This is a genomic window from Actinoplanes sp. NPDC049681 (assembly GCF_044465265.1).
Lineage (GTDB): Bacteria > Actinomycetota > Actinomycetes > Mycobacteriales > Micromonosporaceae > Actinoplanes.
This window is the reverse complement of sequence record NZ_JBITLP010000004.1, coordinates 507,758-534,491: the sequence shown is the minus strand read 5'-3', so window position 1 is coordinate 534,491 and position 26,734 is coordinate 507,758. Positions and strand designations below refer to the sequence as shown.

At 71.8% G+C, this 26,734-nt stretch carries 24 protein-coding genes; 12 read left to right on the top strand and 12 right to left on the bottom strand.

Annotated elements, in window-relative coordinates:
- Positions 1-40: 40 nt before the first annotated feature.
- Positions 41-3,100, bottom strand: coding sequence for a M14 family zinc carboxypeptidase (locus ACIBO8_RS16885; protein ID WP_396116130.1), 3,060 nt, complete (start codon positions 3,098-3,100; stop codon positions 41-43).
- A gap of 110 nt (positions 3,101-3,210) precedes the next feature.
- Here ACIBO8_RS16885 and ACIBO8_RS16880 point away from each other — a divergent pair, with 110 nt between their 5' ends.
- The gene (locus tag ACIBO8_RS16880; protein ID WP_396116129.1) at positions 3,211-4,314 is read left to right on the top strand and encodes a PQQ-dependent sugar dehydrogenase; all 1,104 of its coding nucleotides are present in this window, start codon (positions 3,211-3,213) and stop codon (positions 4,312-4,314) included.
- A gap of 27 nt (positions 4,315-4,341) precedes the next feature.
- On the opposite strand, the gene ACIBO8_RS16875 is transcribed toward ACIBO8_RS16880, so the two are convergent.
- The 3 genes from ACIBO8_RS16875 to ACIBO8_RS16865 form a co-directional block, all read right to left on the bottom strand.
- The gene (locus ACIBO8_RS16875; RefSeq protein WP_396116128.1) at positions 4,342-4,593 is read right to left on the bottom strand and encodes a hypothetical protein; all 252 of its coding nucleotides are present in this window, start codon (positions 4,591-4,593) and stop codon (positions 4,342-4,344) included.
- Positions 4,594-4,711: 118 nt separating this feature from the next.
- Entirely contained in the window at positions 4,712-5,032 is a 321-nt protein-coding gene (locus ACIBO8_RS16870) for a hypothetical protein (protein ID WP_396116127.1), read from the bottom strand.
- 25 nt (positions 5,033-5,057) lie between these two features.
- Positions 5,058-6,734, bottom strand: coding sequence for a sodium:solute symporter family protein (locus ACIBO8_RS16865; RefSeq protein ID WP_396116126.1), 1,677 nt, complete (start codon positions 6,732-6,734; stop codon positions 5,058-5,060).
- Between the two features lie 91 nt (positions 6,735-6,825).
- On the opposite strand from ACIBO8_RS16865, the gene ACIBO8_RS16860 reads away from it, so the two are divergent.
- The gene (locus tag ACIBO8_RS16860) at positions 6,826-8,661 is read left to right on the top strand and encodes a Xaa-Pro dipeptidyl-peptidase (protein ID WP_396116125.1); all 1,836 of its coding nucleotides are present in this window, start codon (positions 6,826-6,828) and stop codon (positions 8,659-8,661) included.
- Here the strand turns inward: ACIBO8_RS16860 and ACIBO8_RS16855 are convergent.
- Complete coding sequence (locus ACIBO8_RS16855) at positions 8,658-9,341, bottom strand: TetR/AcrR family transcriptional regulator C-terminal domain-containing protein (protein ID WP_396116124.1); 684 nt, start codon at positions 9,339-9,341, stop codon at positions 8,658-8,660. The genes ACIBO8_RS16860 and ACIBO8_RS16855 overlap by 4 nt on opposite strands.
- An 84-nt stretch (positions 9,342-9,425) precedes the next feature.
- On the opposite strand from ACIBO8_RS16855, the gene ACIBO8_RS16850 reads away from it, so the two are divergent.
- Positions 9,426-10,610, top strand: coding sequence for an FAD-dependent monooxygenase (locus tag ACIBO8_RS16850; RefSeq protein WP_396116123.1), 1,185 nt, complete (start codon positions 9,426-9,428; stop codon positions 10,608-10,610).
- Here the strand turns inward: ACIBO8_RS16850 and ACIBO8_RS16845 are convergent.
- Positions 10,579-11,235, bottom strand: coding sequence for an HAD family hydrolase (locus ACIBO8_RS16845; RefSeq protein ID WP_396116122.1), 657 nt, complete (start codon positions 11,233-11,235; stop codon positions 10,579-10,581). The two genes, ACIBO8_RS16850 and ACIBO8_RS16845, sit on opposite strands and share 32 nt — an antisense overlap.
- Positions 11,232-12,104, bottom strand: a complete 873-nt coding sequence (locus tag ACIBO8_RS16840) for an LLM class F420-dependent oxidoreductase (protein WP_396116121.1) — start codon at positions 12,102-12,104, stop codon at positions 11,232-11,234. The genes ACIBO8_RS16845 and ACIBO8_RS16840 overlap by 4 nt, the downstream gene beginning before the upstream one ends.
- A gap of 128 nt (positions 12,105-12,232) precedes the next feature.
- Here ACIBO8_RS16840 and ACIBO8_RS16835 point away from each other — a divergent pair, with 128 nt between their 5' ends.
- Complete coding sequence (locus ACIBO8_RS16835) at positions 12,233-13,165, top strand: glycosyltransferase family 2 protein (protein ID WP_396116120.1); 933 nt, start codon at positions 12,233-12,235, stop codon at positions 13,163-13,165.
- On the opposite strand, the gene fgd is transcribed toward ACIBO8_RS16835, so the two are convergent.
- Together fgd and ACIBO8_RS16825 are read right to left on the bottom strand one after the other, a co-directional pair.
- A complete protein-coding gene (fgd, locus tag ACIBO8_RS16830) occupies positions 13,162-14,166 on the bottom strand; it encodes a glucose-6-phosphate dehydrogenase (coenzyme-F420) (protein ID WP_396116119.1) in 1,005 nt (334 codons plus the stop codon). The two genes, ACIBO8_RS16835 and fgd, sit on opposite strands and share 4 nt — an antisense overlap.
- 9 nt (positions 14,167-14,175) lie before the next feature.
- Positions 14,176-15,990, bottom strand: coding sequence for a sigma-70 family RNA polymerase sigma factor (locus tag ACIBO8_RS16825; RefSeq protein ID WP_396116118.1), 1,815 nt, complete (start codon positions 15,988-15,990; stop codon positions 14,176-14,178).
- Positions 15,991-16,223: 233 nt separating this feature from the next.
- Here ACIBO8_RS16825 and ACIBO8_RS16820 point away from each other — a divergent pair, with 233 nt between their 5' ends.
- From ACIBO8_RS16820 to ACIBO8_RS16805, 4 genes are all read left to right on the top strand, one after another.
- The gene (locus ACIBO8_RS16820; protein ID WP_396116117.1) at positions 16,224-16,625 is read left to right on the top strand and encodes an ATP-binding protein; all 402 of its coding nucleotides are present in this window, start codon (positions 16,224-16,226) and stop codon (positions 16,623-16,625) included.
- Between the two features lie 125 nt (positions 16,626-16,750).
- Entirely contained in the window at positions 16,751-17,890 is a 1,140-nt protein-coding gene (locus tag ACIBO8_RS16815; RefSeq protein ID WP_396116116.1) for a PP2C family protein-serine/threonine phosphatase, read from the top strand.
- Positions 17,891-17,961: 71 nt separating this feature from the next.
- Positions 17,962-18,426, top strand: coding sequence for a MarR family winged helix-turn-helix transcriptional regulator (locus tag ACIBO8_RS16810; protein WP_396116115.1), 465 nt, complete (start codon positions 17,962-17,964; stop codon positions 18,424-18,426).
- Positions 18,427-18,449: 23 nt separating this feature from the next.
- Positions 18,450-19,325, top strand: coding sequence for an LLM class flavin-dependent oxidoreductase (locus ACIBO8_RS16805; protein ID WP_396116114.1), 876 nt, complete (start codon positions 18,450-18,452; stop codon positions 19,323-19,325).
- A gap of 212 nt (positions 19,326-19,537) precedes the next feature.
- Here the strand turns inward: ACIBO8_RS16805 and ACIBO8_RS16800 are convergent, their stop codons facing one another.
- Positions 19,538-19,888 carry an Lsr2 family protein gene (locus ACIBO8_RS16800; RefSeq protein ID WP_396116113.1) on the bottom strand — a complete coding sequence of 117 codons (351 nt, stop codon included), beginning with the start codon at positions 19,886-19,888 and terminating at the stop codon, positions 19,538-19,540.
- Between the two features lie 240 nt (positions 19,889-20,128).
- Here ACIBO8_RS16800 and ACIBO8_RS16795 point away from each other — a divergent pair, with 240 nt between their 5' ends.
- Together ACIBO8_RS16795 and ACIBO8_RS16790 are read left to right on the top strand one after the other, a co-directional pair.
- Positions 20,129-20,578: a hypothetical protein gene (locus ACIBO8_RS16795; RefSeq protein WP_396116112.1), complete on the top strand. Its 450-nt coding sequence runs from the start codon at positions 20,129-20,131 to the stop codon at positions 20,576-20,578.
- Positions 20,575-21,900 (top strand): D-alanyl-D-alanine carboxypeptidase family protein, encoded by a 1,326-nt coding sequence (locus ACIBO8_RS16790; protein ID WP_396116111.1) that lies wholly within the window; start codon positions 20,575-20,577, stop codon positions 21,898-21,900. The genes ACIBO8_RS16795 and ACIBO8_RS16790 overlap by 4 nt, the downstream gene beginning before the upstream one ends.
- Before the next feature lie 13 nt (positions 21,901-21,913).
- Here the strand turns inward: ACIBO8_RS16790 and ACIBO8_RS16785 are convergent, their stop codons facing one another.
- On the bottom strand, positions 21,914-22,411 hold the full coding sequence (locus ACIBO8_RS16785; protein ID WP_396116110.1) for a DUF456 domain-containing protein: 498 nt from the start codon (positions 22,409-22,411) through the stop codon (positions 21,914-21,916).
- Positions 22,412-22,523: 112 nt separating this feature from the next.
- Between ACIBO8_RS16785 and ACIBO8_RS16780 the strand changes: the two genes are divergently transcribed.
- Both ACIBO8_RS16780 and ACIBO8_RS16775 read left to right on the top strand, forming a co-directional pair.
- Positions 22,524-23,159 (top strand): PIG-L family deacetylase, encoded by a 636-nt coding sequence (locus tag ACIBO8_RS16780; protein ID WP_396116109.1) that lies wholly within the window; start codon positions 22,524-22,526, stop codon positions 23,157-23,159.
- Positions 23,160-23,292: 133 nt separating this feature from the next.
- On the top strand, positions 23,293-24,201 hold the full coding sequence (locus ACIBO8_RS16775) for a sigma-70 family RNA polymerase sigma factor (protein ID WP_396116108.1): 909 nt from the start codon (positions 23,293-23,295) through the stop codon (positions 24,199-24,201).
- Positions 24,202-24,258: 57 nt separating this feature from the next.
- Here ACIBO8_RS16775 and ACIBO8_RS16770 read toward each other — a convergent pair whose 3' ends face one another.
- The gene (locus ACIBO8_RS16770; protein ID WP_396116107.1) at positions 24,259-26,616 is read right to left on the bottom strand and encodes a HelD family protein; all 2,358 of its coding nucleotides are present in this window, start codon (positions 26,614-26,616) and stop codon (positions 24,259-24,261) included.
- Between the last annotated feature and the right edge of the window lie 118 nt (positions 26,617-26,734).

Below are 26,734 nucleotides of genomic sequence, written 5' to 3'. Positions count from 1 at the left end.
CGGCGCAATCCACCGATCGGGGACATTCACCCCGAAAGGGCTAAACTCCCAGGTGCTGGAGCGCCCGCTTCACGAAGGCGTCCCGCTCCGCCGCGGTCAGCGTCTCCAGGCCGAAGCCGACGTACACGCTGTCCTTGGTGGTCACGGCCGCCCCGGAGTCGAAAGCGAGCCGGCTGCGCGACCAGTCGGTGCTGTTGACCCCCGAGCCGGGCGGCGGGCCGGCCACCGTCCAGCCGCCGAGGTCGCTCTCGAACGACGTCCGCTGCGCCACCGAGCCGCCGATCTCGACCCGGGCGTCGTCCAGGAAGACGCCCAGGCCCTGCGTGCCCCAGTCCGACATGTAACTGATCGAGACCTCGACCTGCTTGCCGGCGTACGCCGACAGGTCCGCGTCGAACTCCTTCCACCCGCCGCTGGAGCCGGTGACGGCGTTCCAGGTGCCGGTGGTCCCCTTCGGCGTGCAGTCCGCGCCCTGGTAGTGGGCGAGGAACGGGTGCAGCCCGACGAGGTTGGACTTGCAACTCTCCCCGGTGCTCGTCGTGGTCAGCCCGTTGGCGTCCGGCAGGGTCGTCCAGTCGTCGGAGCCCACCACGTGCGCCTCCACGAACATGAAGTCCCAGTCGGCCTCGACGTCGACCGAGGTGCGGAACTTCAGGTGCGCGGCCTGGGCGCCGGTGAGGTCGATCGTCTTCGTGAGCCGCTTGTACGAGCTGTCCGCCTGACCGCTCCACACGTACCAGTCGCCGTCGTACGGGTCGTACGGCGCGGCGCCGGGCAGCTTCCAGTCGAGCGGGGCGGCCGAGTCGGCGAACTGCGGGAACTGCTTCGGCGGCAGGAAACTCGAGGTCGCCAGAAAAGCGGCGGTGTGCCCGTCCCCGGGCGTGGCGGAGTAGCCCTGGAACTTGCCGGCCGTGCCGACCACCGGGTACGGCTTGCCGTCAGGTCCGGTGCCGGCCCCGTCGACGTACGAGTACGCCCCCAGCCAGTACTGCTGGAAGTCGTTGAAGATCTGCAGGCAGGCCGGGTTCTGCGGGTCGGTGCACTCCCCGGGGCCGTCGGGCAGGTAGCGGTACGCCCCGTTGGCGGCCTGGGCGTAACCCGCGTACTTGCCGGCCAGCAAAAGCTTGCCGCCCTCGTTGAGATAGTCGCGCACCGCGAGCTCGGTCTCGAGCGCCGAGCGGGCCACGGTGCCGGCCGGCTGGCCGGGCGCCCGCGGGATGACGTCGTCACCCGTCTCCCACACCACGGCGTCGTAGTGCGACAGCACGCCCAGCGGGTGCGGCGCCTTGCGGCCGTGGGTGTCGATGTCGTAGACGTCGGCCGAGTAACCCGCCTTCTTGAGCGAGGCCACGTGCTCGTCGGCGTACCGGGCGCTGGTGGCGCCGTCGGTGCTCGCGGGCGAGACGCCGGTGACGTCCTCCGCCGCGAGGACCAGCACGTCGCCGCCGATCTTGTCGGCGACGGTGTACGTGAAGCTCGCCGAGGTGACGGTGGCCACGCCCTTGCGGGCGGTGAACCAGACCTTGACCTTGTCGCGGGGACGCGCCCGGGGGACGGTGCCACGGCGCTCGGCGAAGTACTTGTCGAGGACGTCGCCGTAGCGCTCGCCGCCCCGCCACTCCGCAGTGCGCACCGTACGCGCGCGGCCGCCGTTGACCGAGTAGTGCAGGGTGACGGCGCGCAGGCTGCGCTTGGCGGTCACGGCGACCTGCTGACGGGAGCCGTACGAGGTGTCGAACGCGTCCACCACGAGATCGGGCGTGCGGCGGCCGACGGACGACACGGGCTCGGCGGGGTTCTTGGCGGACCGGGCCACCGAGAGCGCGAACGGCAGGTTCTTGACGAACTCGCCCTGGATCAGCTTCTCGTCGTCCGGGAAGTTGAAGCCGCTCTCGCAATCGGCCGGGTCCCACTGGTCGTCCGGGTCCAGCCCCGAGATCGTCTCGCAGGTGCTCATCTCCGGCGTGAAGCCGATCGTGCCGGTACGCACCTGGGCGTGGTAGTCCGTGTCGCCGTTGGTGGTGTACAGCTCGGCCGAGATGTCCGGGTCGTAGCCGGGCACCGCCGGGTGCGCGTCGTCACCGGCCAGCGCGACCGCGATCTGGTCGTCCGGGCTCGGCGTGCTCACCTGCCATCCGACGCCGTAGAGCAGCAGCTCGGCGGCGGAGTGGTAGTTGACGAGGAACTCGAAGCCGACCCGCTTGAAGAGCCCGTCGAGGGCTTTGGTCTCCGGCTCGGAATTCGGGCCGGTGCCGCGGTAGGTCTCGCTGGCCGGGTCGGCCGACGAGCCCTCGTTGTCGTAGCCCCACTTCTCCGCGAAGTTGCGGTTGAGGTCCACGCCGTCGCCGGCGGTGATCTCGCCGTCGCCGTTGTTGTCGCGCAGGTTCTTGCGCCACAGCCGGTGGCCCTCGGTGAAGGTGAAGTCGTAGCCGTCAGGGTTGGCGACCGGCACGAACCACAGTTCCGTGGTGTTCAGCGTGCTCGTGATCGTGGCGTCGGTGCCGTACCCGTCGAGGACGTGGTGAAGCAGCCGGCGGGTCATCTCCGGGGTGATCCACTCCCGGGCGTGCTGGCCACCGATGTAGACGACCGCCGGCCGGCGCCCGTCGGGCACACGGCGAGCGTCGCGGGTCACCTTCACGGCCTGGATCGGCACGCCCCTGAGCGACTTGCCGATCGTGACCAGCTTGGCGAGCCTGGGGTGGCTCGCGGCCGTGGCCGCCAGCTCGTCGCGGATGCCGCCCGGCGCGGCGTACGGCCGGAAGACCGTCGGCGCCTGGGCAGCCTCGGCCCGCATCCGGGCGGTGGTGCGCTTCGGGGTCAGCGGTACGCCGGCCGCGACGAGCCGATCGGCCTGGCGCCGGCCGAGGATCGTCTCGACAGCGATCTTGCCGTTCGCGGCGGCGGTCACCGCGCTCTCGTCGTGGTCGAGCCCGGCGGTGCGCAGCCGTTGGAGCTGCGCGGCGTCGAGCGTGCCGACGTACACCCCAAGGGTGTCGTCGGAGGGAGCCGCGGCGGCCGGCGCGATCCCGGGCAGGACCGCGGCGGCCGCGGTTGCCAGGGAGAGTGCGCAGGCGGTCGCCCAGCGGGCAGGTCTCATGGTGAAGGCCTCCATGGATGGGAAGTCGTGAGTGGACCTTCGCGACCGCCGGAGACACTGTCAAGCACCGCGTTCAGTTTTCTCACAGGCGGCCGAGGCAGATTAAGCGGATGACTTCCGCCCTACGCTGGGGAATTGCCGCCGCAACGGTGAGTGTCGCCCTCCTCACCGCATGCTCGGAAGAGGACGGTTCCGGCGGGGTTTCCACCATCCCGCGGGCTTCGTCCGCGGTCGTGCCCTCGCCGACCGGGGGCACGCCCGACCTGGGCACTGCGGAGACGGTGGCGACCGGCATCAAGACGCCGTGGGGCCTCGCCTTCCTGCCCGACGGCAGCGCGCTGGTCGCCGAGCGGGACAGCGCTCGGGTGCTTCAGGTCTCGGCGGGCGGCGGCGAGCCCCGGGAGGTCTACCGGGTGCCCGGCGTCTCCGCCGCCGGTGAGGGCGGGCTGCTCGGGCTGGCGGTGGCGAAGGACTTCGCGAAGACCCGTTTCGTGTACGCGTACCACACCGCGGAACACGACAACCGGATCGTACGGTTCAAGCTCGGCGGCCACGCCGCCCCGGAGGTGCTCCTCGACGGGATCGACAAGGCCGGCATCCACAACGGCGGCCGGATCGCGTTCGGCCCCGACGGCATGCTCTACGCCGGCACGGGCGACGCCGGCGACCGCTCCGCCGCGCAGAACCCGGACGACACCAACGGCAAGATCCTGCGCCTCACCCCCGACGGCGAGCCGGCACCGGGCAACCCGCGGAAGGGCTCGCCGGTCTGGAGCCTGGGCCACCGCAACGTGCAGGGCCTCGCCTGGGCGGCGGACGGCACGATGTACGCGGTCGAGTTCGGCCAGAACCGCTTCGACGAGGTGAACAAGATCGAACCGGGCCGCGACTACGGCTGGCCGGACGTCGAGGGCAAGGGCAACGACAGCAGGTACGTGAACCCGCTGGTCACCTGGACCACCGACGAGGCGTCACCGTCCGGGGCGGCGATCGCGGGCGACACGCTGTACGTGGCGGCGCTGCGCGGTGAGCGGCTGTGGACCGTACCGCTGCGCGGCGGCGATCCCGAGGCGGAGCTGTCCGGGCGCTACGGCCGGCTGCGGACCGTGGCGGTCGCACCGGACGGCGCTCTGTGGCTCACCACGTCGAACACCGACGGGCGCGGCGACGTGCGCGACGGCGACGACCGGATCCTGCGGTTCCCCGCCCGGTGAGGGGGTCGGACGGGGAACCGCAGGTCGTCAATGGTTGTTCGGCGGCAGCAGCGGCAGGTTGCTGATCACCTGCGCGTACTGGGCGATCTGCCGCCCGTTCGGCACCACGCCGAAACTGCGGAGCTGATCGTTGATGGCCTGCGCGACTTCATCCTCGGACTGCCCGCGATGCGTCTGCATGACCTTGTTGACGACGTAGTCGACACGAAGCTGCATCTGCCAGCCACCGGTGCGTGGTGACGCTCCGGGAGCGAGGCTCACTGAGGCGACGGGTTCCATGCCACGAGTATCGGAAGCGTGAGGCCACCATCGGAAGGTTCGGGGTGGGTGTGCTACCGAGCTGCACCCGTTTCGCACTTACATCTTCCCCGGACCCCCCTTCACGGTTGCTGGTCGGTTACTCTGCGTGCTCTTCGGCCGCTCTCAGCTCGTCGGCCGCCGGTACCCGAGTCGGTCGCCACCACTGCCACAACAGGAACAAGCCGCCCAGCACGAGCATGGCGAGGCCCATCCACAGGTTGATCCGTACGCCTTGGGCCTTCTCGATCTCACTGCCGGAATCGAAGATCCCCAGCAGGGTCACGATCACGCCGTACACGACGAACAGGCCGCCGATCACCCGGCGGACGTCGAAGAGGCGCGCAGCCGCGGACCGCTTCTCCAGTTCCTCGCCCTCGGCCAGCATCTCGTCCTCGGGACGGTTCACGTCCTCGTTCATCGCTCCTCCTCAGGCGTGCCGCCGGTCACCAGACCGGGATGTAGAACAGGAAGGCCAGCACGACGGCGATGCCGCCGAGCAGGACCGGGTTACGCCACCAGACCTTGTCGGCGGCCAGCACCGCCTCGCCGGAGGTGGAGGCGCCGGCCAGGCCGTAGACCAGGCCGCGCAGGTCGTTCTCGGGCTTCGGCCGGGTGACCAGAGTGACGATCACCGCGACCACCACGGCGGTGACGAAGGCGAGGCCCGCACCCCAGAAGCTCTCCTCCAGGTCGGAGTTGAACGTCACGACGTCGCCCAGGTAGAGCAGGTACAGCGTCAGCGACGCCAGAGTCCCCAGCAGGAGCGACCAGAAGCCGGCCCAGGCGGACATCCGCTTCCAGAACATGCCGACGATGAACGTCGCGAACAGCGGAGCGTTGATCAACGAGAACAGCGCCTGGATGTAGTTCATGATGTTGTCGTAGCCGGCCGCGATGAAGGCCGTACCGATGCTGATGATGATGCCGGCGATGGTCGCGATCCGGCCCACCCGCAGGTAGTAGTCGTCCGACCGGTGCTTGCGCACGTACGACTGCCAGAGGTCGTACGTGAAGACGGTGTTGAAGCCGCTGACGTTGGCCGCCATGCCCGCCATGAACGAGGCCACCAGCCCGGTCACGGCGACGCCGAGCACGCCGTTGGGCAGCAGGTCGCGCATCAGCAGCGGGATCGAGTTGTTGTACGTGAAGTCCCCGGTCTTGGCGCCGAGCCCCTTGACGGTGACGATGGCGATCAGGCCCGGGATCACCGTGATGATCGGGATGACCAGCTTGGGGAACGCACCGATGATCGGCGTACGCCGCGCCGCGCTCATGTCCTTGGCGGAGAGCGCGCGCTGCACCTCGGCGAAGTTCGTCGTCCAGTAGCCGAACGACAGGACGAAGCCGAGGCCGAAGACGATGCCGATCCAGTTGGCGCCGAGCGGGTTCTGCGAGCCGGCCGTGCCCTGCCACGCGTGCAGGGCGGCGTCACCGAGGTCGCTGGCGCGGACGGCGTCGAAGAGCCCGTCGATGCCGCCGACCTTGACCAGACCGACGATGGTGATCGGCAGCAGGCCCGCGATGATCACGAAGAACTGCAGCACCTCGTTGTAGATGGCGGAGGAGAGCCCGCCGATCGTGATGTACGTCAGGACGATCGCCGCGCCGATCACGATCGACGCCCAGAGCGGCCAGCCGAGCAGCGCGTCCAGGATCAGCGCCAGGGCGTACAGGTTGACGCCGGCGATGAGCACCTGGGCGACGGCGAAGATGACCGCGTTGAGCAGGTGCGTCGGGCGGTTGAAGCGCAGCCGCAGGAACTCCGGGACGCTGCGGACCTTCGAGCCGTAGTAGAAGGGCATCATCACGATGCCGAGGAAGACCATGGCCGGCACGGCGCCGATCCAGTAGTAGTGCAGGGTCATCAGGCCGTACTGCGCGCCGTTGGCCGCCATCCCGATGATCTCGAGGGCGCCCAGGTTGGCGGAGACGAACGCGAGGCCGGTGACCCACGCCGGCATCGAGCGGCCGGAGAGGAAGAAGTCGGCGCTCGTGCTGATCGCTCTTCGCGCGGCGAAGCCGATGCCCAGGACCGTCGCGAAGTAGATCACGAGGATGAGGTAGTCGAATACGTCGAGATCGAGCCGGAGCCCGGGCCCTTCGGCCGCGAACACGCCCATGGGCACCTCCTGGTGTCGCAGGCGTCGTACCCGAGCCGAAGATCTTTCACACCTGGTCCGATACCATTGATGGTCATGTATCTCTAGAGTCGTGCTCGCCGCCCTCGTCGCCGTGCTGGCGGCGCCGTCACCGGCCCACGCCGCACCCGGTGGACGGCCGTACGTCCGCGGCGGCGAGACCGTCCCCGTCTACGACTACGCCACCGCGATCCGCGAGAGCGTGTGGGTGCAGACACCCGACGACGCCGACGAGGACGGCGTCCCCGATCGGGTGGCGGTCGACCTCGTGCGCCCGCGTACCGGGCCCGGCGTCAAGGTGCCGGTCATCATGGACGCCTCGCCCTACTACGCCTGCTGCGGCCGCGGCAACGAGAGCGAGCTCAAGGAGTACGACCCGAACGGCGTGATCAGCAAGGAGCCGCTCTTCTACGACAACTACTTCGTGCCGCGCGGATACGCCTTCGCCGCGGTGGACCTGACCGGCACCAACCGCTCCACCGGCTGCGAGGACGTCGGTGGCCGGCACGAGGTGGCCGGCGCGAAGGCCGCGATCGACTGGCTCAACGGCCGGGCGCCCGGCTTCACGGCCGACGGCACGCCGGTGTCGGCGACGGCGTGGAGCACCGGCAAGGTCGGAATGATCGGGAAGTCGTGGGACGGCTCGATCGCCAACGGCGTCGCCGCGACGGGCGTCGAGGGCCTCGAGACCATCGTGCCGATCTCCGCGATCTCGAGCTGGTACGACTACATGCGCTTCAACGGCACCCTGCGCTACTCCGGCTACCCCACCTTCCTGCAGGGTTTCGTCAGCGACCGGATCGCGCAGTGTGCGGCGGTGACCGAGTCCCTGGCGACCGACAGCGCGGAAGCAACCGGCGACTACAACGCCTTCTGGCGTGAGCGCGACTACCGCCGCTCGGCCTCGCGCGTGCACGCCAGCGTCTTCGTCGTGCACGGCGTCAACGACCTGAACGTCACCACGCCGCAGTTCGCGAAGTGGTGGGACGAGCTCGCCGCCCTCGGCGTGCCCCGCAAGATCTGGCTGCACCGGACCGGCCACGTCGACCCGTTCGACGTGCGGCGCGACGCCTGGGTGGACACCCTGCACCAGTGGTTCGACCGCTGGCTGCAGGGCCTGCCCAACGGCATCGACCGGGCACCCCGGGCCACGATCGAGACCGCGCCGGGTGTCTTCACCGACGCCCGCGACTGGCCGCTGCCCGGCACCCGCCCGCTCACGGTACGCCTGGGCACCGGCGTCGCGTCGTACACCGATGCGTCGCTGCCGGAGGACCGGGCAGTGGCCGATCCGGCCGCGCAGATCCCCGGGCGACTGGCCTTCCTGTACGGGCCCCTCACGGCTTCCCTGCGCATCTCCGGCTCACCGTCGGTGCGGTTGCGCGTCCGCGTGGACCGCCCGACGACGCAACTCACGGCGCGGCTGGTCGACTACGGCACGGCCGACCGGGTGCAGTACGACCAGGGTGAGGGCGTACGGACCCTGACCACCGAGTCGTGCTGGGGCCGGTCGACCGCGGCCGACGACGCCTGCTACTTCGACGTGGCGGAACGGGTGGCCACCACGGACCACGAGGTGCTGACGCGCGGCTGGCAGGACGCCGCACACCACGTCTCCCTGCGCTTCACCACCCCGCTGCAGCCGGGCCGGTGGTACCCGATCACCGTTGCGGTCAGCGCGGACGACGCCGTCGTCCCGGCCGGCCACACCCTCGGACTGGTCCTGACCCAGAGCGATCCCGAATACACCAAAGCGGCGAACACCGGTGCGACGGTCGAGGTCGACCTGGCCCGCAGCAGGCTGGTCCTGCCCGTCGCCGGCTCGGCGACCCTCGAACCCTCGACGTCGGCGCCGCGCACGCGCAACGGCGTCACGGCCGGGAAGCGCCCCGAGCGGCTGATTCCCTAACCGGCTCGGCTGCGGCTTCTGACCAGCACCTCCACGCCGTCGAGGATCCGGGCCAGGCCGTACTCGAAGGCCTGGTCCGGGCCCCCTTCGCCGGCACCGGACAGCGCGGTGGTCAGCTGGGGGAAACGCTCGCCGTGCTCCCGCAGGACCGCGGCGATGGCCGTACCCATGTCCGCCTCGCCCATCATGGCGGCGGCCTGCTGGGCGAGCATGCGGCCGTGCCCCGCGAGGACCGCGATGGTGTCCAGCCGCTCCGCGCCGCCGAGCGGGAGATCCGCGATACGGGCCAGTGCGCATTCCATCCAGCCCATCTCGTACGGCCCGAGCGGCCGCCGCCCCACCGTCGCCTCGATCGTCCACGGGTGGGCGACGTACCGGCCGAGCAGCAGCCGGGACCACTGCTCCAGCGCCGGGCGCCAGCCGGATGCGGTCAGGGCGGGCGGCTCGCCGATCGCCCTCTCGACCATGACCGCGACCAGTTCCGCCTTGCCAGGCAGATAGCGGTACAGCGACATCTTCGTGTAGCCGAGGTCGGCGGCCACGCGCTGCATCGACACCGCGGCGAGCCCTTCCGCATCGGCCACGGCGATGCCGGCGTCGGCGATGCCTTCCAGCGTCAGGGCCGGCTTGGGGCCGCGGGTGGGCCGGGCCCGGCCGCCCCACAGGAACTCGACCGTCATCGGTTTTCCCCTTGCGCTCGCGCCAGAACTGTCTCTACCGTACACAGAAAGAACTGATTCCGACGGACACAATTTGGAGCTGCCATGACCAGGACCGTGCTCATCTGCGGGGCGAGCATCGCCGGGCCCGCTCTCGCCTACTGGCTGGGCCGCCACGGTTTCCACCCGACCGTCGTGGAGATAGCGCCGGCGCTCCGTACCGGTGGCAACGCCGTCGACTACCGCGGGCCCGTCCATCTCGGGCTGCTGGAGCGCATGGGGGTACTCGACCGGCTGCGCGAGGCGCAGACCGGCGGCACCGCCATGCGATTCGTCGACGAGCACGGGCGCGTGCTGATGGAGATGCCGGCCGACTTCGCCGGCGGAGACCTCGAGGTGCTGCGGGGAGACCTGTCACGGATCCTCTGCGAGGCGAGCGGCGACCGCACGGAGTGGATCTTCGGCGACACGATCACGGCCCTCACCGAGACCACCGCGGGGGTCGACGTGACGTTCCGCAGCGGGAACCGGCGCACGTTCGACCTCGTCGTCGGCGCCGACGGCGTGCACTCGACCGTGCGGCGCCTCGCCTTCGGCCCGGAGCGCGACCACGTCCGGCACCTGGGCTACTACGTCGCCGGCTGGGACCTGCCCGGCGATCCGGGACCGGGCCGCGACACGCTGAACTACAACGTGCCCGGCCGGCTCGCGGCCATCGGCGACGGACAGGCGTTCGTGGCGTTCTCGTCACCGGAGGAGATCGCCTACGACCGGCACGACCTGGACGCGCAGAAGCGGATCATCCGGGACCGGTTCGCCGGGCTGGGCTGGGAGGTGCCGCGCCTGCTCGCCGCGCTCGACGACGCGACCGACCTCTACTTCGACCAGATCTGCCGGGTCGACGTCCGCCCCTGGACGAAGGGCCGGATCGCACTCGTCGGCGACGCGGCGAGCGGCGCCACGATCGGCGGCATGGGCAACGGCACGGCCGTGGTCGCCGCCTACGCCCTGGCCGGCGAGCTCGCGGCGGCGGGCGGGGACCACGCCGTCGCGTTCCCGCGATACGAGGCCCTGGTGGGCGACTTCGCCCGGCGGGCACAGCAGGGCGGGGAGATGACGGGCCGATTCCTCGCGCCGCGCACCGCACGCGGCATCCGGATGCGCAACTGGCTGCACAACCGCGCCTGGTTCCTGCGCATGACCATGAAGGTGGCCGGCGACCGCAGCGCGAGGATCGACCTGCCCGACTACATCGGGCTCAGCGCAGCTTCTCCACGGCCTCCACGGTGAGCTCGTCGAGGCTCTCGATGACGAGGCTCGCCAGCGCCAGCGCGTCGGCCGCGGGCGGGTAGACGCCGTGCGGCACGGCCACGACCGCCAGCCCGGCGGCGCCCGCGGCCCGCAGACCGTTGCTCGAGTCCTCGACCGCGGCGCACGCCTGCGGATCGAACCCGAGACGCTCCACAGCGGCCAGATAGACGTCCGGCGCCGGCTTGCCCCGGGCAACCTCCTCGGTGGACAGAGTGGTCCGGAACGCGTCGCTCAGCCCGGCCGAGTCCAGCACCTGGTCGATGAGGATCCGCGCCGACGAGCTCGCGAGCGCGAGGGGGAACCGTTCCGCGAGCCGGCGGACCGCCGCCACCGAACCCGGAATCAGGGGCAGGGCCTCGCGATAGCGCCCGGCCATGCGGCCCAGGACGTCGGCGGCCACCTCCTCGGGCGCGCGCGGCACGCCGACGTCCTCGCTGAGGTGCCGGGACCACTCGCCGGTGCTCATGCCCATCATCCGGGCCTGGCTGTCGGGCAGGAATTCCCGGCCGTGCTCGGCGACGTAACCGCGGCGGACCTCCTCCCAGACCTCCTCGGTGTCGATGATGACGCCGTCCAGGTCGAAGACCACCGCCTCGATCGTCACAGCGCCTCGATCGCGGGGATGACCTGACTCTTCAGGGTCTCGATGCGGCCCAGGTCGGTGACGCCGGCGACCATGCCGTGCCCCACCGTGAACCCGAGCCCGGCGAGGCGGGTGAGGGAGGCGACGATCGCGTCCACCTTCTCTCCCTTCTCCCCCGGGTCGAGCCGGACCAGCGCCGTCTTCTCGATGTCGTCGTAGTTGCGGCCCTCGTTCTCGCAATGCCGCCGGAGCACGTCGAGCTTGTGCTCGATCTCCGGGCCGTCGAAGAGGTTGCAGGAGTCCGCGTACTTGGCGACGAAGCGCAGTGTCTTCTTCTCTCCACCACCGCCGATGAGGATCGGCGGGTGTGGCCGCGACAGCGGCGCCGGCGAGTTGAGCAGCCGGCCGAGCCGGTAGTGCCGGCCCTCGTAGGGCTCCTCCTCGCCGTGGAACATGCGGTGGCAGATCTGCAGGGTCTCCTCGAGCCGCTCGAAGCGCTCGGCGGTCGGCGGGAAGAACAGGCCCAGTCCCCGCGACTCCTCCTCGTTCCAGGCCGCTCCGATGCCGAGCATGGCCCGGCCGCCGGACAGCACGTCCAGAGTGGTCACCGCCTTGGCGAGGAGGCCGGGGTCGCGGTACGTCACACCGGTGACCAGCGTCAGCAGCTTCGCCCGCCGGGTGTGCGCGGCGATGAAGCCGAGCGCCGTGTACGCCTCGAGCATCTCGTGCTCGGGCGGCCCGATGACGCCGATCTGCCAGAGGTGGTCCATGACGCTGATCCGGTCGAAACCGGCGTCGTCGGCGGCCGCGGCGACGTCCGCGAGCTGCGGACCCAGCCGTGCCGCGCCGCCGGGCCAGGTGAAGTCGGCGATGTGCAGACCCAGTTTCACGCAGGGACCCCTTCCGTGGTCGATTTCCCCACGAACCCTACTGCGGCGGGCGGTCCGGTTGACCGAACGTAACCAGTTGGTAAGTTGTGACCCGCCCCCGCAATCCCCGCCGTCGAGGAGCCACCGCCATGCCTCCCTCGCCGCGACGCCCGGCGCCGTCCCACGCCGCGTCGTCACCGACCGTGACCGTCGTCATCCCCGCCCTGAACGAGGAGCACAACCTTCCCCTGGTGCTCGAGAACCTCCCGCCCGTGGACGAGGTCGTCGTGGTGGACGGTCGCTCCGACGACGACACCGTGGCCGTGGCGCGGGAGGTCCGCCCGGACGTCGTCGTGGTGCGCCAGACCCGCTCGGGCAAGGGCAACGCCCTCGCGTGCGGCTTCGCCGCCGCCACCGGTGACATCGTCGTCACCCTCAACGCCGACGGCTCCACCGACCCGGGCGAGATCCCCCGGTTCGTCGACGCGCTGCTGTCCGGCTCCGAGGCCGCGCACGGTTCACGCTTCCGCTACGGCGGGGACCACCGCGACGCCCTGCCGGCCGAGCGCCTCGGGCACGCGGTGCTGAGCCGGCTCGTCAACGTTCTGTTCCGGACCCGGTTCACCGACCTCAGCTGTGGTTTCAACGCTTACTGGCGCGAGCTGCTGCCGGTGCTCGACCTGCCCGGGCCGGACGTACCCGGGCTCAAGCGCGGCCGGCTCGCCTGGGGCGACGGGCCGGAGGTCGAAACGCTCATCACCATTCGCATGGCGACCCGGGGCCTGCGGGTGGTGGAGGTGGCGACGGTCGGCTACCCCCGGATCCACGGCGACCGCCCGCGGCGCCTGCTGCCGTCGGCGCTGCGGGTCTTGCGCACGGTGGCCACCGAGTACGCCCGCCGCTGGCGCCGCGTCCCCCCGGCGGCCACCTACCGGCCGGAACCGCATCCTCGCTCCCTGACGCCCGAGCCGGGCGCCGACCGGCCGACCGGCAGGCACGCCGCCCGTCCCGTGCCCCCGTCGCGCACCCGGCGCCGCTCGGATCTGCGCGTCATCCGCGGCGAGGGCCGGGACAGGTCCTAACCCTTGATCCGCTCGCGGAGCCGGGGCAGCACCTCGTCGCCGTAGACGCGCAGGAAGCGGTCCTGATCCGGGCCGGGCGCGTGGAACACCAGGTGCTTGAAGCCCATGTCGAGATACTCGGCGACCTTCGCGGCGTGCTCGTCGGGGTCCGAGGAGACGATCCAGCGGGTCACCGTGCGGTCGACCGGCAGGGCGTCCGCCCGGCGCTGCATCTCGATCGGGTCCTCCACGCCGGTCTTCTCCTCCGGCGACAGGGCGAGCGCACCCCAGTAGTGGGTGTCGTTGCGTGCCTTCTCCAGGTCGGGGTCGAAGGACACCTTCACCTCGATCATGAGATCGATGTCGTCCAGCGAGCGGCTCGCCTTCTCCGCCCCTTCCCGTACGGCCGGGAGCAGGGTGTCGGTGTAGAGCTCGTGGCCCTTGCCGCTGGTGGTGATGAAGCCGTCGGCGACGCGCCCGGCGAGGCGGGTGGCGGCCGGGCCGGAGGCGCCGATGTAGATGGGGACCGGCTGCTCCGGCTTGTCGTAGATCGTGGCGAGCTCGGTGCGGTAGTACGTGCCCTCGAACGTCACCCGGTCCTCGGTCCAGAGCCGGCGGATGAGTGCCACCGCCTCCTTGAGCCGGGCGAAGCGCTCCTTGCCCTCCGGCCAGGCGAGGCCCAGCGGCACCTCGTTGAGCGACTCGCCGGAGCCGACGCCCAGGATGACGCGCCCCGGCGCGAGGCAGCCGAGCGTCGCGAACGCCTGGGCCACCACCGCCGGGTGGTAGCGGAAGGTCGGGGTCAGCACGCTCGTGCCGAGCAGCACCCGCTCGGTGCTGGTGGCGAGCGCGCCGAGCCAGGGCAGGGCGGCCGGGGCGTGGCCGCCGTCGTGCCGCCACGGCTGCAGGTGGTCGCTGACGAACACGCTGTCGAATCCGTGCTGTTCCGCGTCGATGCCGTAGCGGAGCAGCTCGCGCGGGGCGAACTGTTCCGCCGATGCCTTGTAGCCGAACCGAATCATGGTTCGACCCTATCCCGCAGCCCGGTACGCCTTCCCCGCCTCGGTCGGAGTCCTCGCGTCCTTGTAGAGGCCGTAGTCGACGCTGTCCCCGACGGCGGGCAGGCCGAACCAGGCGTAGCGCTCGACGTACGAGCGCGACTCCATGCCCTTGGTGCTGCCCTTGATGAAGGCCACCTCCTGGGCCGCGGCGGGATACTTGGGGCTGCCACCGAAGTTCATCAGGCCGTATTCGGTGACCCAGATGGGCTTGCCGTACTTCTTGTGCACCGCGTCCACGTAGCCGAGGAACTGCCCGGCCGCCGCATTGCTGAAGTCCGAGCCGTACCAGTGCAGGGTGATGAAGTCGACGCGGAGGTTCTTCTGCGCCGCGCCCTTCATGAAGCGGTCGAGCCAGCCGCCGGCGGTGTCGGCGCCGTACGCGACCGCCGGGCTGCCCAGCCTCAGCCCGGTCGCCTGCAATCTCGGCCACGCCGCGAGGGCGTCCTCGACCGACATGTTCGCCTGGCCCGCCATGTCCGGTTCGTTGAAGCCGAGCAGCACGTCGCCCTCGCGCTTCACCTTGGCCAGCGTCGCGTCCGTGACGTTGGCCTTGCCCCAGATCATGGGCACGAACTCGACGCCTGCGGGACCCGGCATGGTGTCGTCGTCCGGGGACCAGTTGTAGTACCAGCCCGCGCCGACGTCGTCGAGCGCGCCCTTGATGCCGCTGAACTGCCAGGTCCCGACGCCCTTCTTCGCCGACGTACCGGCCGTCGGCGCCGCGGTCTTCTTCTTCGTCGGCTTCGGCGGCTTCGGCGGCGACGGCTTGGCGCTCGGTTCCGGCGACGGCGGCAGGGAGAGCCTGGGCGCCGGCGCCCTTGTGGACACCACCGCGGCGTGAGCGGCCGGCTTGTCGTCCTTCACGTACACGACCGCGGCCGTGCCGCCGCCGGCCACGGCACCGGTGGCCAGCATCGCCGTGAGCACCTTGCGGCCGACGCCGACCGTACCCTTGACGGCGATCTTCGTCGCCAGAGCCTTGCCGGAACCGCCGGCGGCGTGCGCGCCCAGGCCGGCCAGGCCCCCGCCGAGCGCGTGCGGCAGCGGCACGAGCGCCATGCCGACCAGCAGCTTCTCCGCCGCCACCAGACCGGACCACGCGGGCGAGCACTGCCGGCAGTCACGGGAGTGACGGGCGATGCGCTTGCGCCAGAGCGGGCCCGGCCGGCCGTCCCAGCCGGCGGTCACCACGGCGAGCTCCGGGCAGGGCGGGTGGGCGGCGAGCGCGCGTACGACCACGCGGGCCGTCTCGAGCTGGCCCTTCATGCGCTGGATCCGTACGGCCGCATGCTGCCGGGTGACCTCGATGGCCTCGACGATCTCGTCGCGGGTCAGTTCGCCGGACGCCTCCAGCCACCACAGCGAGAGCAACTCCCGGTTGTCCTCGTCGAGCCAGCGGGTCGCCTCGGCGGTCTCCCGGCGCTGCCCCGAGAGCTCGAGCCGGGTGATCGCCAGGTCGGTGAAGTCGGCGCCCGGGTCCCGGATGTCGTCGGGCAGCAGAACGTCGGGGGCGGCCCGGCGAGCCCGGTAGCGCTCCCGCACCTGGCGCACGGTGATCGCCACGAGCCAGGACCGGAACGCCTCGGGATCGCGCAGGTCGCCGAGGTTGCGCAGCACCCGGAGCATCGTGTCCTGCACGACGTCGTCGACGTCCGCGTGCCCGTCCAGCGCCCGGCCGACGATCGTGTAGACGAGCGGCAGGTACCCCGCGACGAGGCGGTCGACCGCAGCCGGGTCGCCGGCGCGCGCGGCGACGACTGTGGCGGTGTCCGGTTGAAACGCCATGGGTGTGAGGGCCTCTCCGTGGAGCATCGATCATTGCTCGCGGCCGCGGATTCGACGACCACGGGAGGGGAGACCGGCCGAACGGACCGGGATAACAGGAAGTTCGGCCGGGCGTTCCCGGAACGCCGGAAGAGGGATGCGGGCACCGTGCGTGATTAACCCGGCCCGACCCCGGGAACATTTCGGTGGAGGGCGCCGGAGGGGCGCACCGGCCGCGGAGGGAGTCGGGTCGTATGCGCATCTCGGTCCACCTGAACCTGCCGCGGGAGGTCGGGAGCGTCCCCGCCGTACGGCGGCTGCTGCGCTGCGCCCTGGCCGTCTTCCACGTCGACCGGGAGGCGGGGCACGACCTGGAGGTCGCCCTGACCGAGGCGTGCGCCAACGTGGTGCACCACGCTTCCGGGGCGGACTGCATCCAGGTGAGCCTGGACCTGGCCGAGGACCGCTGTGCGATCGACGTGTGCGACAACGGCACGGGTTTCGACGCCGACGCGGTGGGCAAGCCGGACGCGCGCAGCGACCGGGGCCGGGGGCTGTTCCTGATCAAGGCCCTCAGCGAGAACGTCCGGATGCAGTCGACCCCACGCCGCGGCAGCTTGATCCACTTCGAGAAGTCGTTCGCCGCGGCGCGCTGACTGCAGACCCTCACACACCCGTACGGGCGCATCGAGCGGCCCGGCGCGGCACCGCTGTGCGCGTTTCCTATCATTCTTGCTGTACAGCAAATATTGCCGCCGTCCCGCCGGGAAAGAGGGGTCCATTGTCCGACCGTCCGACAGCTGTGGGCGCGTTGCTGCGTGCGGCACCACCGGACCGGCTGCCCGAGGTGATGGCCGAGCACCTGCGCCGGCACCACGGTGCGGGCCGGGTGGAGATCCTCCTCGGCGACCTCACGCTCACCGGCCTCCGGCCGCTGCTCGACGGGGAGAATCCGGCCGGCGACCCCCTGGCCCAGCGGTGCTTCGGCAGCCAGCGCCCGGTCGTCGACGTCGCGGCGGACGGCAACCGGGCGTACCTGCCGCTCAGCGTGTGGGGCGAGCGGCTCGGCGTGCTGGTCGTGGAGACCTCGCCGGCCGCCGGCGACGGCCACCTCGAGCAGCTGTCCGCGGCCGCGGACGAGCTCGCGGTGGCACTGCGGGCCGCCGAGCCGATCACCGACCGCTACCGCCGGGCCGGGCGCCGGGAACGCCTCACCATGGCCGCCGAGCTCCAGTGGGAGCTGCTTCCGGGGCGGTCGCTCGGGGACGAGAGGTTCCTCATCGCCGGCCAGCTCCAGCCGGCGTACGCGGTGTTCGGCGATCACTTCGACTGGTCGCTCACCGGCGACCGGCTCACCGTGACGGTGCTCAACGGCAACGGCGACGGCCTCGATGCGGCCTTGCTGACCACGGTCGCGGTCAACGCGATGCGCAATGCCCGCCGCACCGGCGCCAACATCGTCGAGCAGGCGGAGCTCGCCTCGGACGCGCTCTACGCCCGCTATGGAGGCGCCGCGCACGCCGCCACCCTGCTGCTCGAGATCGACCTCGTCAGTGGCCGGGTGGAGGCGGTCGACGCGGGCTCGCCGCGCGCCATCGTGGCCCGGGACCGGGAATGCCGCACGATCAGCCTCGAGCAGCAACTCCCCCTCGGCATGTTCGGCGAGACCCGGTACGAGACCCAGCGTTTCGCGCTCGAACCGGCCGACCGCCTGCTCGTCGTCAGCGACGGGGTGCACGCCGCCACGCCCGGCGGACGCCCCCCGTACGGTGAATCCGCACTGTTGGCCGCGTTGCGCAGGACGCGGCTGCAGCCTGCGACCGAGGCAGTGGGTACGGTGATGCGCGGGCTGCGCGAATACCACGGGGATAGTGAGCCGGAAGACGACGCGGTCACCGTCTGCCTCGATTGGCGGCGGTGAGGCTTCGGACCGGCGGAGATCGGGTAGAGGCCGGCTGCAACGTATTCAGTTCCTGCGTACAGAGGACCGGCATGGAGCGCCTCACGGACGTCGCCGCGGCGGTGGAATCGACGGTGGAACCACTGCTGGGCGTCTTCGAGAGCGCCCGGCTGGCCCACTCACCGGCGGTGCCACCCGCCCAGCTCCGGGTGCTGACGATCATCACCCGCAACGACGACACCAACATGAACCGGCTGGCCGAGGCCCTCGACGTGGTGCCGTCCTCGGCGAGCCGCCTCTGCGACCGGCTGGAGGCGACCGGGCTGCTGCGCCGGGTGCCCGACCCGCGGGACCGCCGGGAGGTGCGCCTGCTGCCCACACCCGCCGCCCGCCGCCTGCTCGAGGAGCTGCGCGAGCGCCGCACGGCCGCGATCGCCGACGTCATGGAGCGGATGAGCCCGGCGCGCCGCGCCGATCTGGTCCGCGCGCTCGCCGCCTTCGACGACGCGGCCACCGCCGTGTCGGCCGGCGACAGCGACGGCCTGCGAACTGCCTAGATCGTCTGGGGTACGGTCCGTCGGTGCGTATCGGCATCGTGATCCTTCCGGAAGAACGCTGGTCCTCGGCGCGCCACCGGTGGCGCCTCGCGGAGGAGTACGGGTTCGACCACGCCTGGACCTACGACCATCTGGGATGGCGGGACCTCGTCGACGGGCCCTGGTTCGACGCCGTCGCGACGCTGACGGCGGCGGCGACGGTGACCGAGACCATCCGTCTCGGCACCTTCGTGGCCTCCCCGAACTTCCGCCACCCCGTGCACTTCGCGCGCGAGGTGCTGGCCGTGGACGACGTGTCCGACGGGCGGCTGCTGCTGGGCGTGGGCGCCGGCGGCATCGGCTTCGACGCCGAGGTACTGGGTGCCGCGCCGCTCACGCCGCGCGAGCGCGTAGACCGCTTCACCGAGTTCGTCGAGCTGCTCGGCCGGCTCCTGACGGAGGATCACGTCTCGTACGCGGGTGCTTACTACCGCGCGGTGGACGCCCGTACGCTGCCCGGACCGGTCCAGCAGCCCCGCACGCCACTGATCGTCGCGGCGAACGGTCCGCGCTCGCTCGCCCTGGCGGCCCGCCACGGCGACGGCTGGGTGACCACCGGCGCGCAGGGCGCGGACGACGAGCAGGCATGGTGGCGGTCCGTACGCGAGGCCGGCGAGCGATTCGGAGCGGCGCTGGAGCGGGCGGGCCGCACGCACGCCGACCGTTATCTGAATCTCGACTCGTCGCCGGTGTACTCGCTGAGCAGCCCGCAGGCATTCGAGGACGCGGTGGGCCGCGCACGCGAGCTCGGATTCACCGACGTGATGGTGCACTGGCCACGCGCGACGAGCTGGTACGCGGGCGACGAGAAGGTGCTGGAAACGGTGGCGCAGATGCTGCCGCGGCTGCATGAGGGCTGAAGGGGCGAACCGGTAAAGGGTCCTATCCTTGCGGAAGGTACAGGCCTTTCTGCGTAGGACCCCGCCCTCCGCTTTACCGTCGCGGCCGCCGGCTCGTTAACACGAACCTGGTCCCCTCACCGCCGCATTCTGATACCGCTCACACCGTCGCGGGGTCTTCGTCTTCCCCTGCGGCCCGGCCCCGGAACGACGTGCCCGGGGCCGGGATCCGGTCAACGCCCGTGCGCCGCCCGGTAGGCACTGCTGACGCTCTGCGGGATGCGGCCCCGCTCCGAGATCTGGTGCCCGTGCTTGGCCGCCCACTCACGGATGAGCCTGTTCTCGTCGCGGCTGCCCGCCGTGCGCGCCGGTGCGGTCCGGCCGCCCCCACCACGCCCCGTCGAGGAACGGCCGATTCGCGTGCCCGCGGCGATGAACGGGTCCAGCGCCTTGCGGAGCTTGCCGGCATTGGCCTCGGACAGATCGATGGTGTACGCCGTGCCGTCGAGGCTGAACTCCACCGTGCGGTCGGCCGGCTTTCCGTCGATGTCGTCGATGAGGGTGGTGATTACCTGCCGCGCCATAACGACTCCTGAGAAGAAATCCGAAGAACCGGGCTCAGTGTGGCGTGCGATGCACTCCGCGCGCAACAGTTCTCCCGGAGTTCACAGAATATCGCCGACGCCGGGCAATTATCGAGGCATGGACCGAGTAAATGCGGCACCGTTATTTGCGCACAATCCACGGCGGGAGCGCAGATGCGTCACCGTACGATCACAACCCGCGCTGGGCTCGGCCCGGTGATCAGCGTTAGGGTCGTCGCCATGGACGCCGACGACGACCGTGCCGCCCGGCACGCCCCGCGCCGGCCCACCGCCCCGACACCGGCCGCCGGGCACGCGGCCGCGCTCGAGGCGGGCCGAGCGGCCGAGGCTCAGGAGGCGGGCGTGCTGCTCGCCGATTTCGTGCGCCGGGCCGCCGGCCGGGGCCTGCCGCCGGGACCGCTGCGGGCGACGTCGTTCGACGGGCGCTCGACCTACCGCACCACGCTGCGCGGCTGGTATCTCAAGAGGAACCGGTCGGTGGCCGTCGGTGCGGACGGCCGGTACTACGTCCTGACCGTGCCCTCGTCGCTGCGCGCCCGGTTCTCGGGCACCGATGTGCCGCCCAGCACCCCCCGGCTGGTCGTCGGCGCGGGCGGCGGCGACGGCGAGACCATCCCCCTCACGCTCCTGCTGGAGCGCCGTCTCGAAGCAGGAGCCGTCTGGCCGTGAGCCCTGGCGACACCCCGTTCCCGACCCCGCGCCGTCTGGCGGCGTCCCTCGCTGCCGCGTGCACCCTGGCCACGGCGGCCCTGACCGGTCCCGCGCCGGCCTCGGCCCACCCCGCCGCGGCCCGGCCGGCCGCTGTGCGCGCGGCGGCACCGGCCGTGCCCTGCCCCCGGCCGGACGTGAAGCCGCCGCCCGGCCGGCCGCCGCGCCCCACGCCGCCCAAGGACGATCCGGTGCTGCGCGCCGTCGGCGGCGACGACCTGGCCACGGACGGGCTGGTCATCCCGTCCGGCGCCAAGCAGCCGCCGGCGCTCACCGCGACCAGCTGGCTGGTCGCGGACCTGGACACCGGCGAGGTGCTCGGCAGCTGCGGCCCGCACGTGTACGGGACCCCGGCGAGCGTGCAGAAGCTCCTGCTCGCCGCGACGGTCATGGACCGGCTCGACCCCCAGAAGACGATCACGATCACCGACGGCGACCTGGCCATCGAGCCCGGCAGCTCCGCCGTCGGGCTGCTCAAGGGCGGCCGGTACACGATCGCCACGCTCTGGCTCGGCCTGCTCCTCAACTCCGGCAACGAGGCGGCGAACGCCCTGGCCCGGCTCGGCGGCGGCGAGGGTGGCGTCCCGGCCACCGTGGCGGCCATGAACGCGGAGGCCAAGCGGCTGGGTGCGTACCAGACGCATGCGGTGACGCCGTCGGGGCTGGACGGGCCTGGGCAGTTCACCAGTGCCTACGACCTGGCTCTGATCGCGCGCAAGTGCTTCGGCCTGCGGGACTTCCGCAAGTACGCGCTGGCGAGGACCGCCCAGATCCCCGCGCAGAAGCAGCTCAAGAAGGGCGGCTTCCAGATCCAGAACGAGAACAAGCTCATCTTCAACTATCCGGGCGCACTGGGCGGCAAGACCGGCTTCACCAAGCTCGCCCGGCACAGCTACGTGGGCGGCGCCGAGCGCGGCGGGCGGCGGCTCGTCGCGACCCTGCTCGGCGCCGAGGCCCGCCCGTTGCGCGGCTGGCAGCAGGGCGCCGCGCTGCTGGACTGGGGTTTCTCGTTGCCCCGGGACGCCTCGGTGGGCAAGCTGGTGGCCCCCGACGGCCCGGACGCCCCGGGTACGGCCACCGACGCAACCGTGACCTCGGCGGTCCCCCGGTCCGCGAAGGGCCCGGTGCCCGCGGCCGCCCGGACCGCCGCACGTCCGGGACTGCCCCTGGCGGCGGCCGCGGCCATCGCCGTCATCCTGGCCGCCACGCCGCTGCTGCTCCTGCTGACCCAGCGCCGCCGCCGGCGGGTCCGGCGCCGCATCCGGCGGCCGCAGGCGCTGTAGCGATCCCGGCGCGTCAGGTCGCGAGCAGGCCGAAGACCCAGATCACGGCGACGCCTAGGGCGGCCGCGAACTCGACCAGCAGGGACAGGCCGACCGCCTGGAGGGCCTGCCGGGTGGAGGGCCAGGCCTGACCCGGGCCCAGCCGCAGCCGCTCGGCGAGGAAGACGCCGAGCACGAAGCCCAGCACCAGGCCGACCACCGGCACCACGAAGAAGCCGATCAGCCCGAGCACTCCCCCGGCGACCAGCGACGACGTCGGCACCCCGGTGCTCTTCAGGCGGCGGCCGGGCCACAGGTACTTCACCACCGTGCCGGCGATCGTCACCAGGGTGGCCAGCGCCAGCACGACCCAGCGGCCGCCGGACGCGTCGCCCAGCAGCGCCCACAGCAGCACCGCCGCCCAGCAGAGCAGCAAGCCCGGCAGCACCGGGATCACCACGCCGAGCACACCCGCGAGCATGGCGACGCCGGCGATCAGGGTGACGGTCGTACCGGTGTCGCCGAGGTCCATGGGACCAGCCTGCCGCAGTCGCGCCACAACCCTCAAGCGGAGCGGGCGGCGGCCGATGGACACTCAGCGCCGCCCGCCCCGGCCCGGCGCCCGAGCAGCGGAGGAGGGTCCGATGGCACGCAGCGTCCTCGCCGTCGGTGCCCGCCCGGGTGACCTCGAGCACGGCTGTGCCGGTGCCCTCGCCGCGCACCGGGCGGCCGGCGACTCCGTGACCATGCTCGTGCTCTCCTGCGACGGCCCCGACCACCCCCTGACCCGGCGCAGCGAGGCGTCCGCCCGCGAGCTCGACTGCCTGCTGGTCTGGGGTCCTGAGGCGGCCGAGCGCCGGCGTACCGCCGACCGGCGCAGCCGGGTCCGCGGTGGCGACCGCCGCTCCCGGGACCAGGCGATCTGGGACGGCGCCGACGTCGCCGCGATCGAGAACGTGCTCACCGGCGTCGACGCCGACCTGATCTACGCACCCGCGGCCGAGGACGCCGATCCCGGCCGGCGGGCGGCGGCCGCCGCCACGGTGGCGGCGGCCCGGCACAGCCGCCGGATCCTGCACTACCCGGGCGAGTCCACGATGCGGTTCGCGCCCGCCTTCTACGTCGACATCACCGCCCACCTCGACCAGAAGCTCATGGTCGTGGACGACGCGGAGCTGGCCACCGCCACGGCCCGGCACTACGGCGCCCAGGCCCGCGTGCGCTACGCCGAGGCGTTCGTGCCGGAGCGCTTCCTGTGGGACCTCTTTCCGGCCGCTTGAGGAAAAGAGACGAAGCAACCAGGCGGCAACTCTCCGCCACCGAAACCTGTACCCGCCGTCACCCAGAGTTTCTCCCTGTCAGCCGGTGCCGCCCACCAGCCGCGGGCCACCGACAACAACCGGGGGAAACGACATGACCAGCACCATGACGACCGCTGCCGACTTCGACGCCGACACCGCGACCGCCGTGCCGGCCCTGTCCGCCGCGGAGCAGGAAGAGCTGATCCGTACGCACATGCCGCTCGTCGGCCACCTGGTGCGCGACATGCTCACCCGCATCCCCAACCACATCCACCGCGACGACCTCACCAGCGCCGGCCTGCACGCACTCGTGACCGCCGCCCGCGGCTGGGACCCGACCCGCGGCATCCCGTTCCACCGGTTCGCGACCACCCGCATCCGCGGCGCCATCCTCGACGAGCTGCGTGCGCTCGACTGGGCCACCCGCTCGGTGCGTACGAAGGCCCGCGCCACGGACACCACCCGCCAGAACCTGACCACGACGCTCGGCCGGACCCCCACCGCCGAGGAGCTGGCGCAGGCGCTGGGCACCACCACGAGCGACCTGCACCAGACGGACAACGACGTGCAGCGTGCCACCGTCCTGTCGCTGCAGGGCTTCACCACCAGCAGCGCCGACGACCTCGTCACCGAGCCGACCCCGGGCCCGGAGGACATGCTGCTGCGCCGCGAGCAGATCGGCTACCTGCACCACGCGATCGACTCGCTGCCCGAGCGGCTGCAGTACGTCATCACCGAGTACTTCCTCAAGGAGCGCCCGATGGCGGAGATCGCCGCCGACCTGGGCGTCACCGAGAGCCGCATCTCCCAGCTGCGCGCCGAGGCGCTCGCGCTGCTCAAGGACGGCCTCAACACGCACCTCGACCCGCACCTGGCGCCGGTGCCGGAGAACCCGGAGAGCATCACCGCCCGCCGCCGCGCCGGCTACTACGCGGCGATCGCCGGCAACACCACGATGAACTCGCGGCTGGCGATGACCAACTCCTACGGCCACACCCCGTACGCCGCCGGCGCGGCGTGACACTTCGTCGATAGCGAAGAGGGGCCGGCGCACACGCGCCGGCCCCTCTTCCGCGTCTCACACCAGGGCGTTGAGCACCTTGGGCAGGTCCGCCGTGTGGAGCACGCCCAGCCGGCGCGTCGCCCGGGTCACCGCGACGTACAGGTCGCTGAGCCCCCGCGGGCTCTCCGCGATGATCTCGTCGGGCTGGACCACCAGCACGCTGTCGAACTCCAGGCCCTTCGCCTCCCGCACGGTCATCAGCACGACGTGGTTGCGCAGGTCGGGCTGCTCCCCCACCGCGGCACCGGGAACCGCCTCGGTGAGCGCGTCGCCCAGCGGCCCCTCCAGGGCGGTGGGCACCAGCACACCGACCCGGCCGTCCGGCACCGTGGCCACCTCGCGGCGCACCGCGGCGACCAGGTCGGCGGCGAGCTCGTCCGGGTGCACCCGGGTGGCCCAGGGCAGGCAGCCGGACTCCCGCACCGACCGCGGCGGCTGCAGCGACGGGTCGACGGCGGCCAGCACGTCCGCGGCGACGGCCATGACCTCGGCGGGCGTGCGGTAGTTGACGGTCAGCTCGGCGAGCCGCCACCGCTGCCCCACGTACGGCTCGAAGACCTGGTCCCAGGTGGTCGTCCCGCACAGCTCACCGGTCTGCGCCACGTCACCGACCACGGTCATCGACCGGCTGGGGCAGCGGCGCATCAGCAGCCGCCACGCCATCGGCGACAACTCCTGCGCCTCATCGACGATCACGTGGCCGAAGACCCACGTACGGTCGGCGGCGGCGCGCTCGGCCGCGGTCCGGGTGTCGATCACCTCGTGCCGCTCCGCGAAGGCGCTCGCGTCCACCACGTCCACCGCGGAGAGGATCTCCTCCTCCTCGTCCTCGAAGTCGAGCGAGCGGGAGCCCTCGACGATCTCGAGCACGCCCTCGGCGTACTCGATCGCCTGCCGGCGCTCGCGCTCGGCGGCCCGCAGCTTCAGGGTCTCGTCCACACCGAGCAGCTCGGCGAGCTCGTCGAGCAGCGGGACGTCGGCCGGGGTCCAGCGCGCCGACCGGTCCCGCAGCAGCAGGGCCCGATCGTCGGCGCTGAGCTCGGGCGCCGCGGACTCCAGCCGGTCGGCATCGCTGAGCAGGTCGCGCAGCACCTGCCGCGGGGTCAGCACGGGCCAGAGCTCGAAGAGTGCCCGCTGCACATCCTCGTCCTCGCGAAGCTCCCGGCGGGTCTCCGCCAGGTCGGCCTCCTCCAGCAGGTTGTCGCCGCCCAGCGGGTCGGCCCCGATCCGTTCGGCGATCTGCAGCGAGAGGGCGTGGATGGCCTCGGTGACGAACAGCTGCCGAGCCACGTTGTGCGGCCGGCCGGACGCGCGGGCGGCGGCCCGGGCGTCCTCGCAGACCGCCCGCTCGATGCGCAGCGGATAGCCGTCATGGTCCACCACGACGTAGTCGTGCGGCACGGTCTGCCGGTCGGCCACCGCACGCTCCAGCACGTCGAGCATGGTGAGCCGGCCCTTGAGCGCGGCCGTAGCGGGCGGCTCGCTGCCGCGCGCGGTCACACCGGGGAACATGTCGCCCAGGGTGGCGAGCAGCACGCCGGTCTCCGCCAGCGACGGCAGGACCTGGGAGATGTAGCGCAGGAACGTCGCGTTCGGACCCAGGATCAGAACGCCCTGCCGGGTGAGCTGGGCACGGTGGGTGTAGAGCAGGTACGCCGCCCGGTGCAGGGCGACGGCGGTCTTACCCGTACCCGGGCCGCCCTGGACCACCATCACGCCGGCCAGACCGGACCGGATGACCTCGTCCTGCTCGGCCTGGATGGTCTCGACGATGTCGCGCATCCGGCCGGTGCGACCGGCGGTGAGCGCCGAGAGCAGGGCCGCCTCGCCCGTGACGTCCTCGCGCCCGCCCGCGCCGCCCGCGTCGAGGTCGAGCACCTCGTCGTCGATCCCGGTGAGCTCGCGGCCCTTGGTCCGCAGGTGGCGGCGGCGGGTGACCCCTTCGGGCGACACCGCCGTGGCCAGATAGAACGGCCGCGCGGCGGGGGCCCGCCAGTCGATCAGCAGCGGATCGCGGTCGCGGTCCTCGGCGAAGATTCCGAGGCGGCCGATGTAACGGGGATTGCCCTCCGCGAAGTCCAGGCGGCCGAAACACAACCCGTTCTCGACGGCATTCATCTGGGCGACCTGCTCGGCCCAGTGGCTACGGGTGGCCTCCCGCTGCGAGCGTCCCTGCGGCGTGCCACCGGCCTCGAGCAGGATGGCGCGCAACCGTTCTGCCGCCTGCTCACGCAGCTCGTCGAGGCGTGCGTAGAGGGCGCTCAGATAGGCCTGTTCGGACTCGATGTCATCGTTCCGCAAGGTGTCCGTACCGTCGGCGGAGCTTGACAAAACCACTCCCTGTTGTGGTAGCATTCCGAAATCAGCGGCCATTAGAGCCGCTTTTTTTGTTGCGGTGGAAACGCTCAGAATAGCCGATGGTTGTTTCGCCGGGCGACCACGTGGGCGAGGTTACGGCCGAATCCGGCACTGTCAGGAATCCGTCATCATC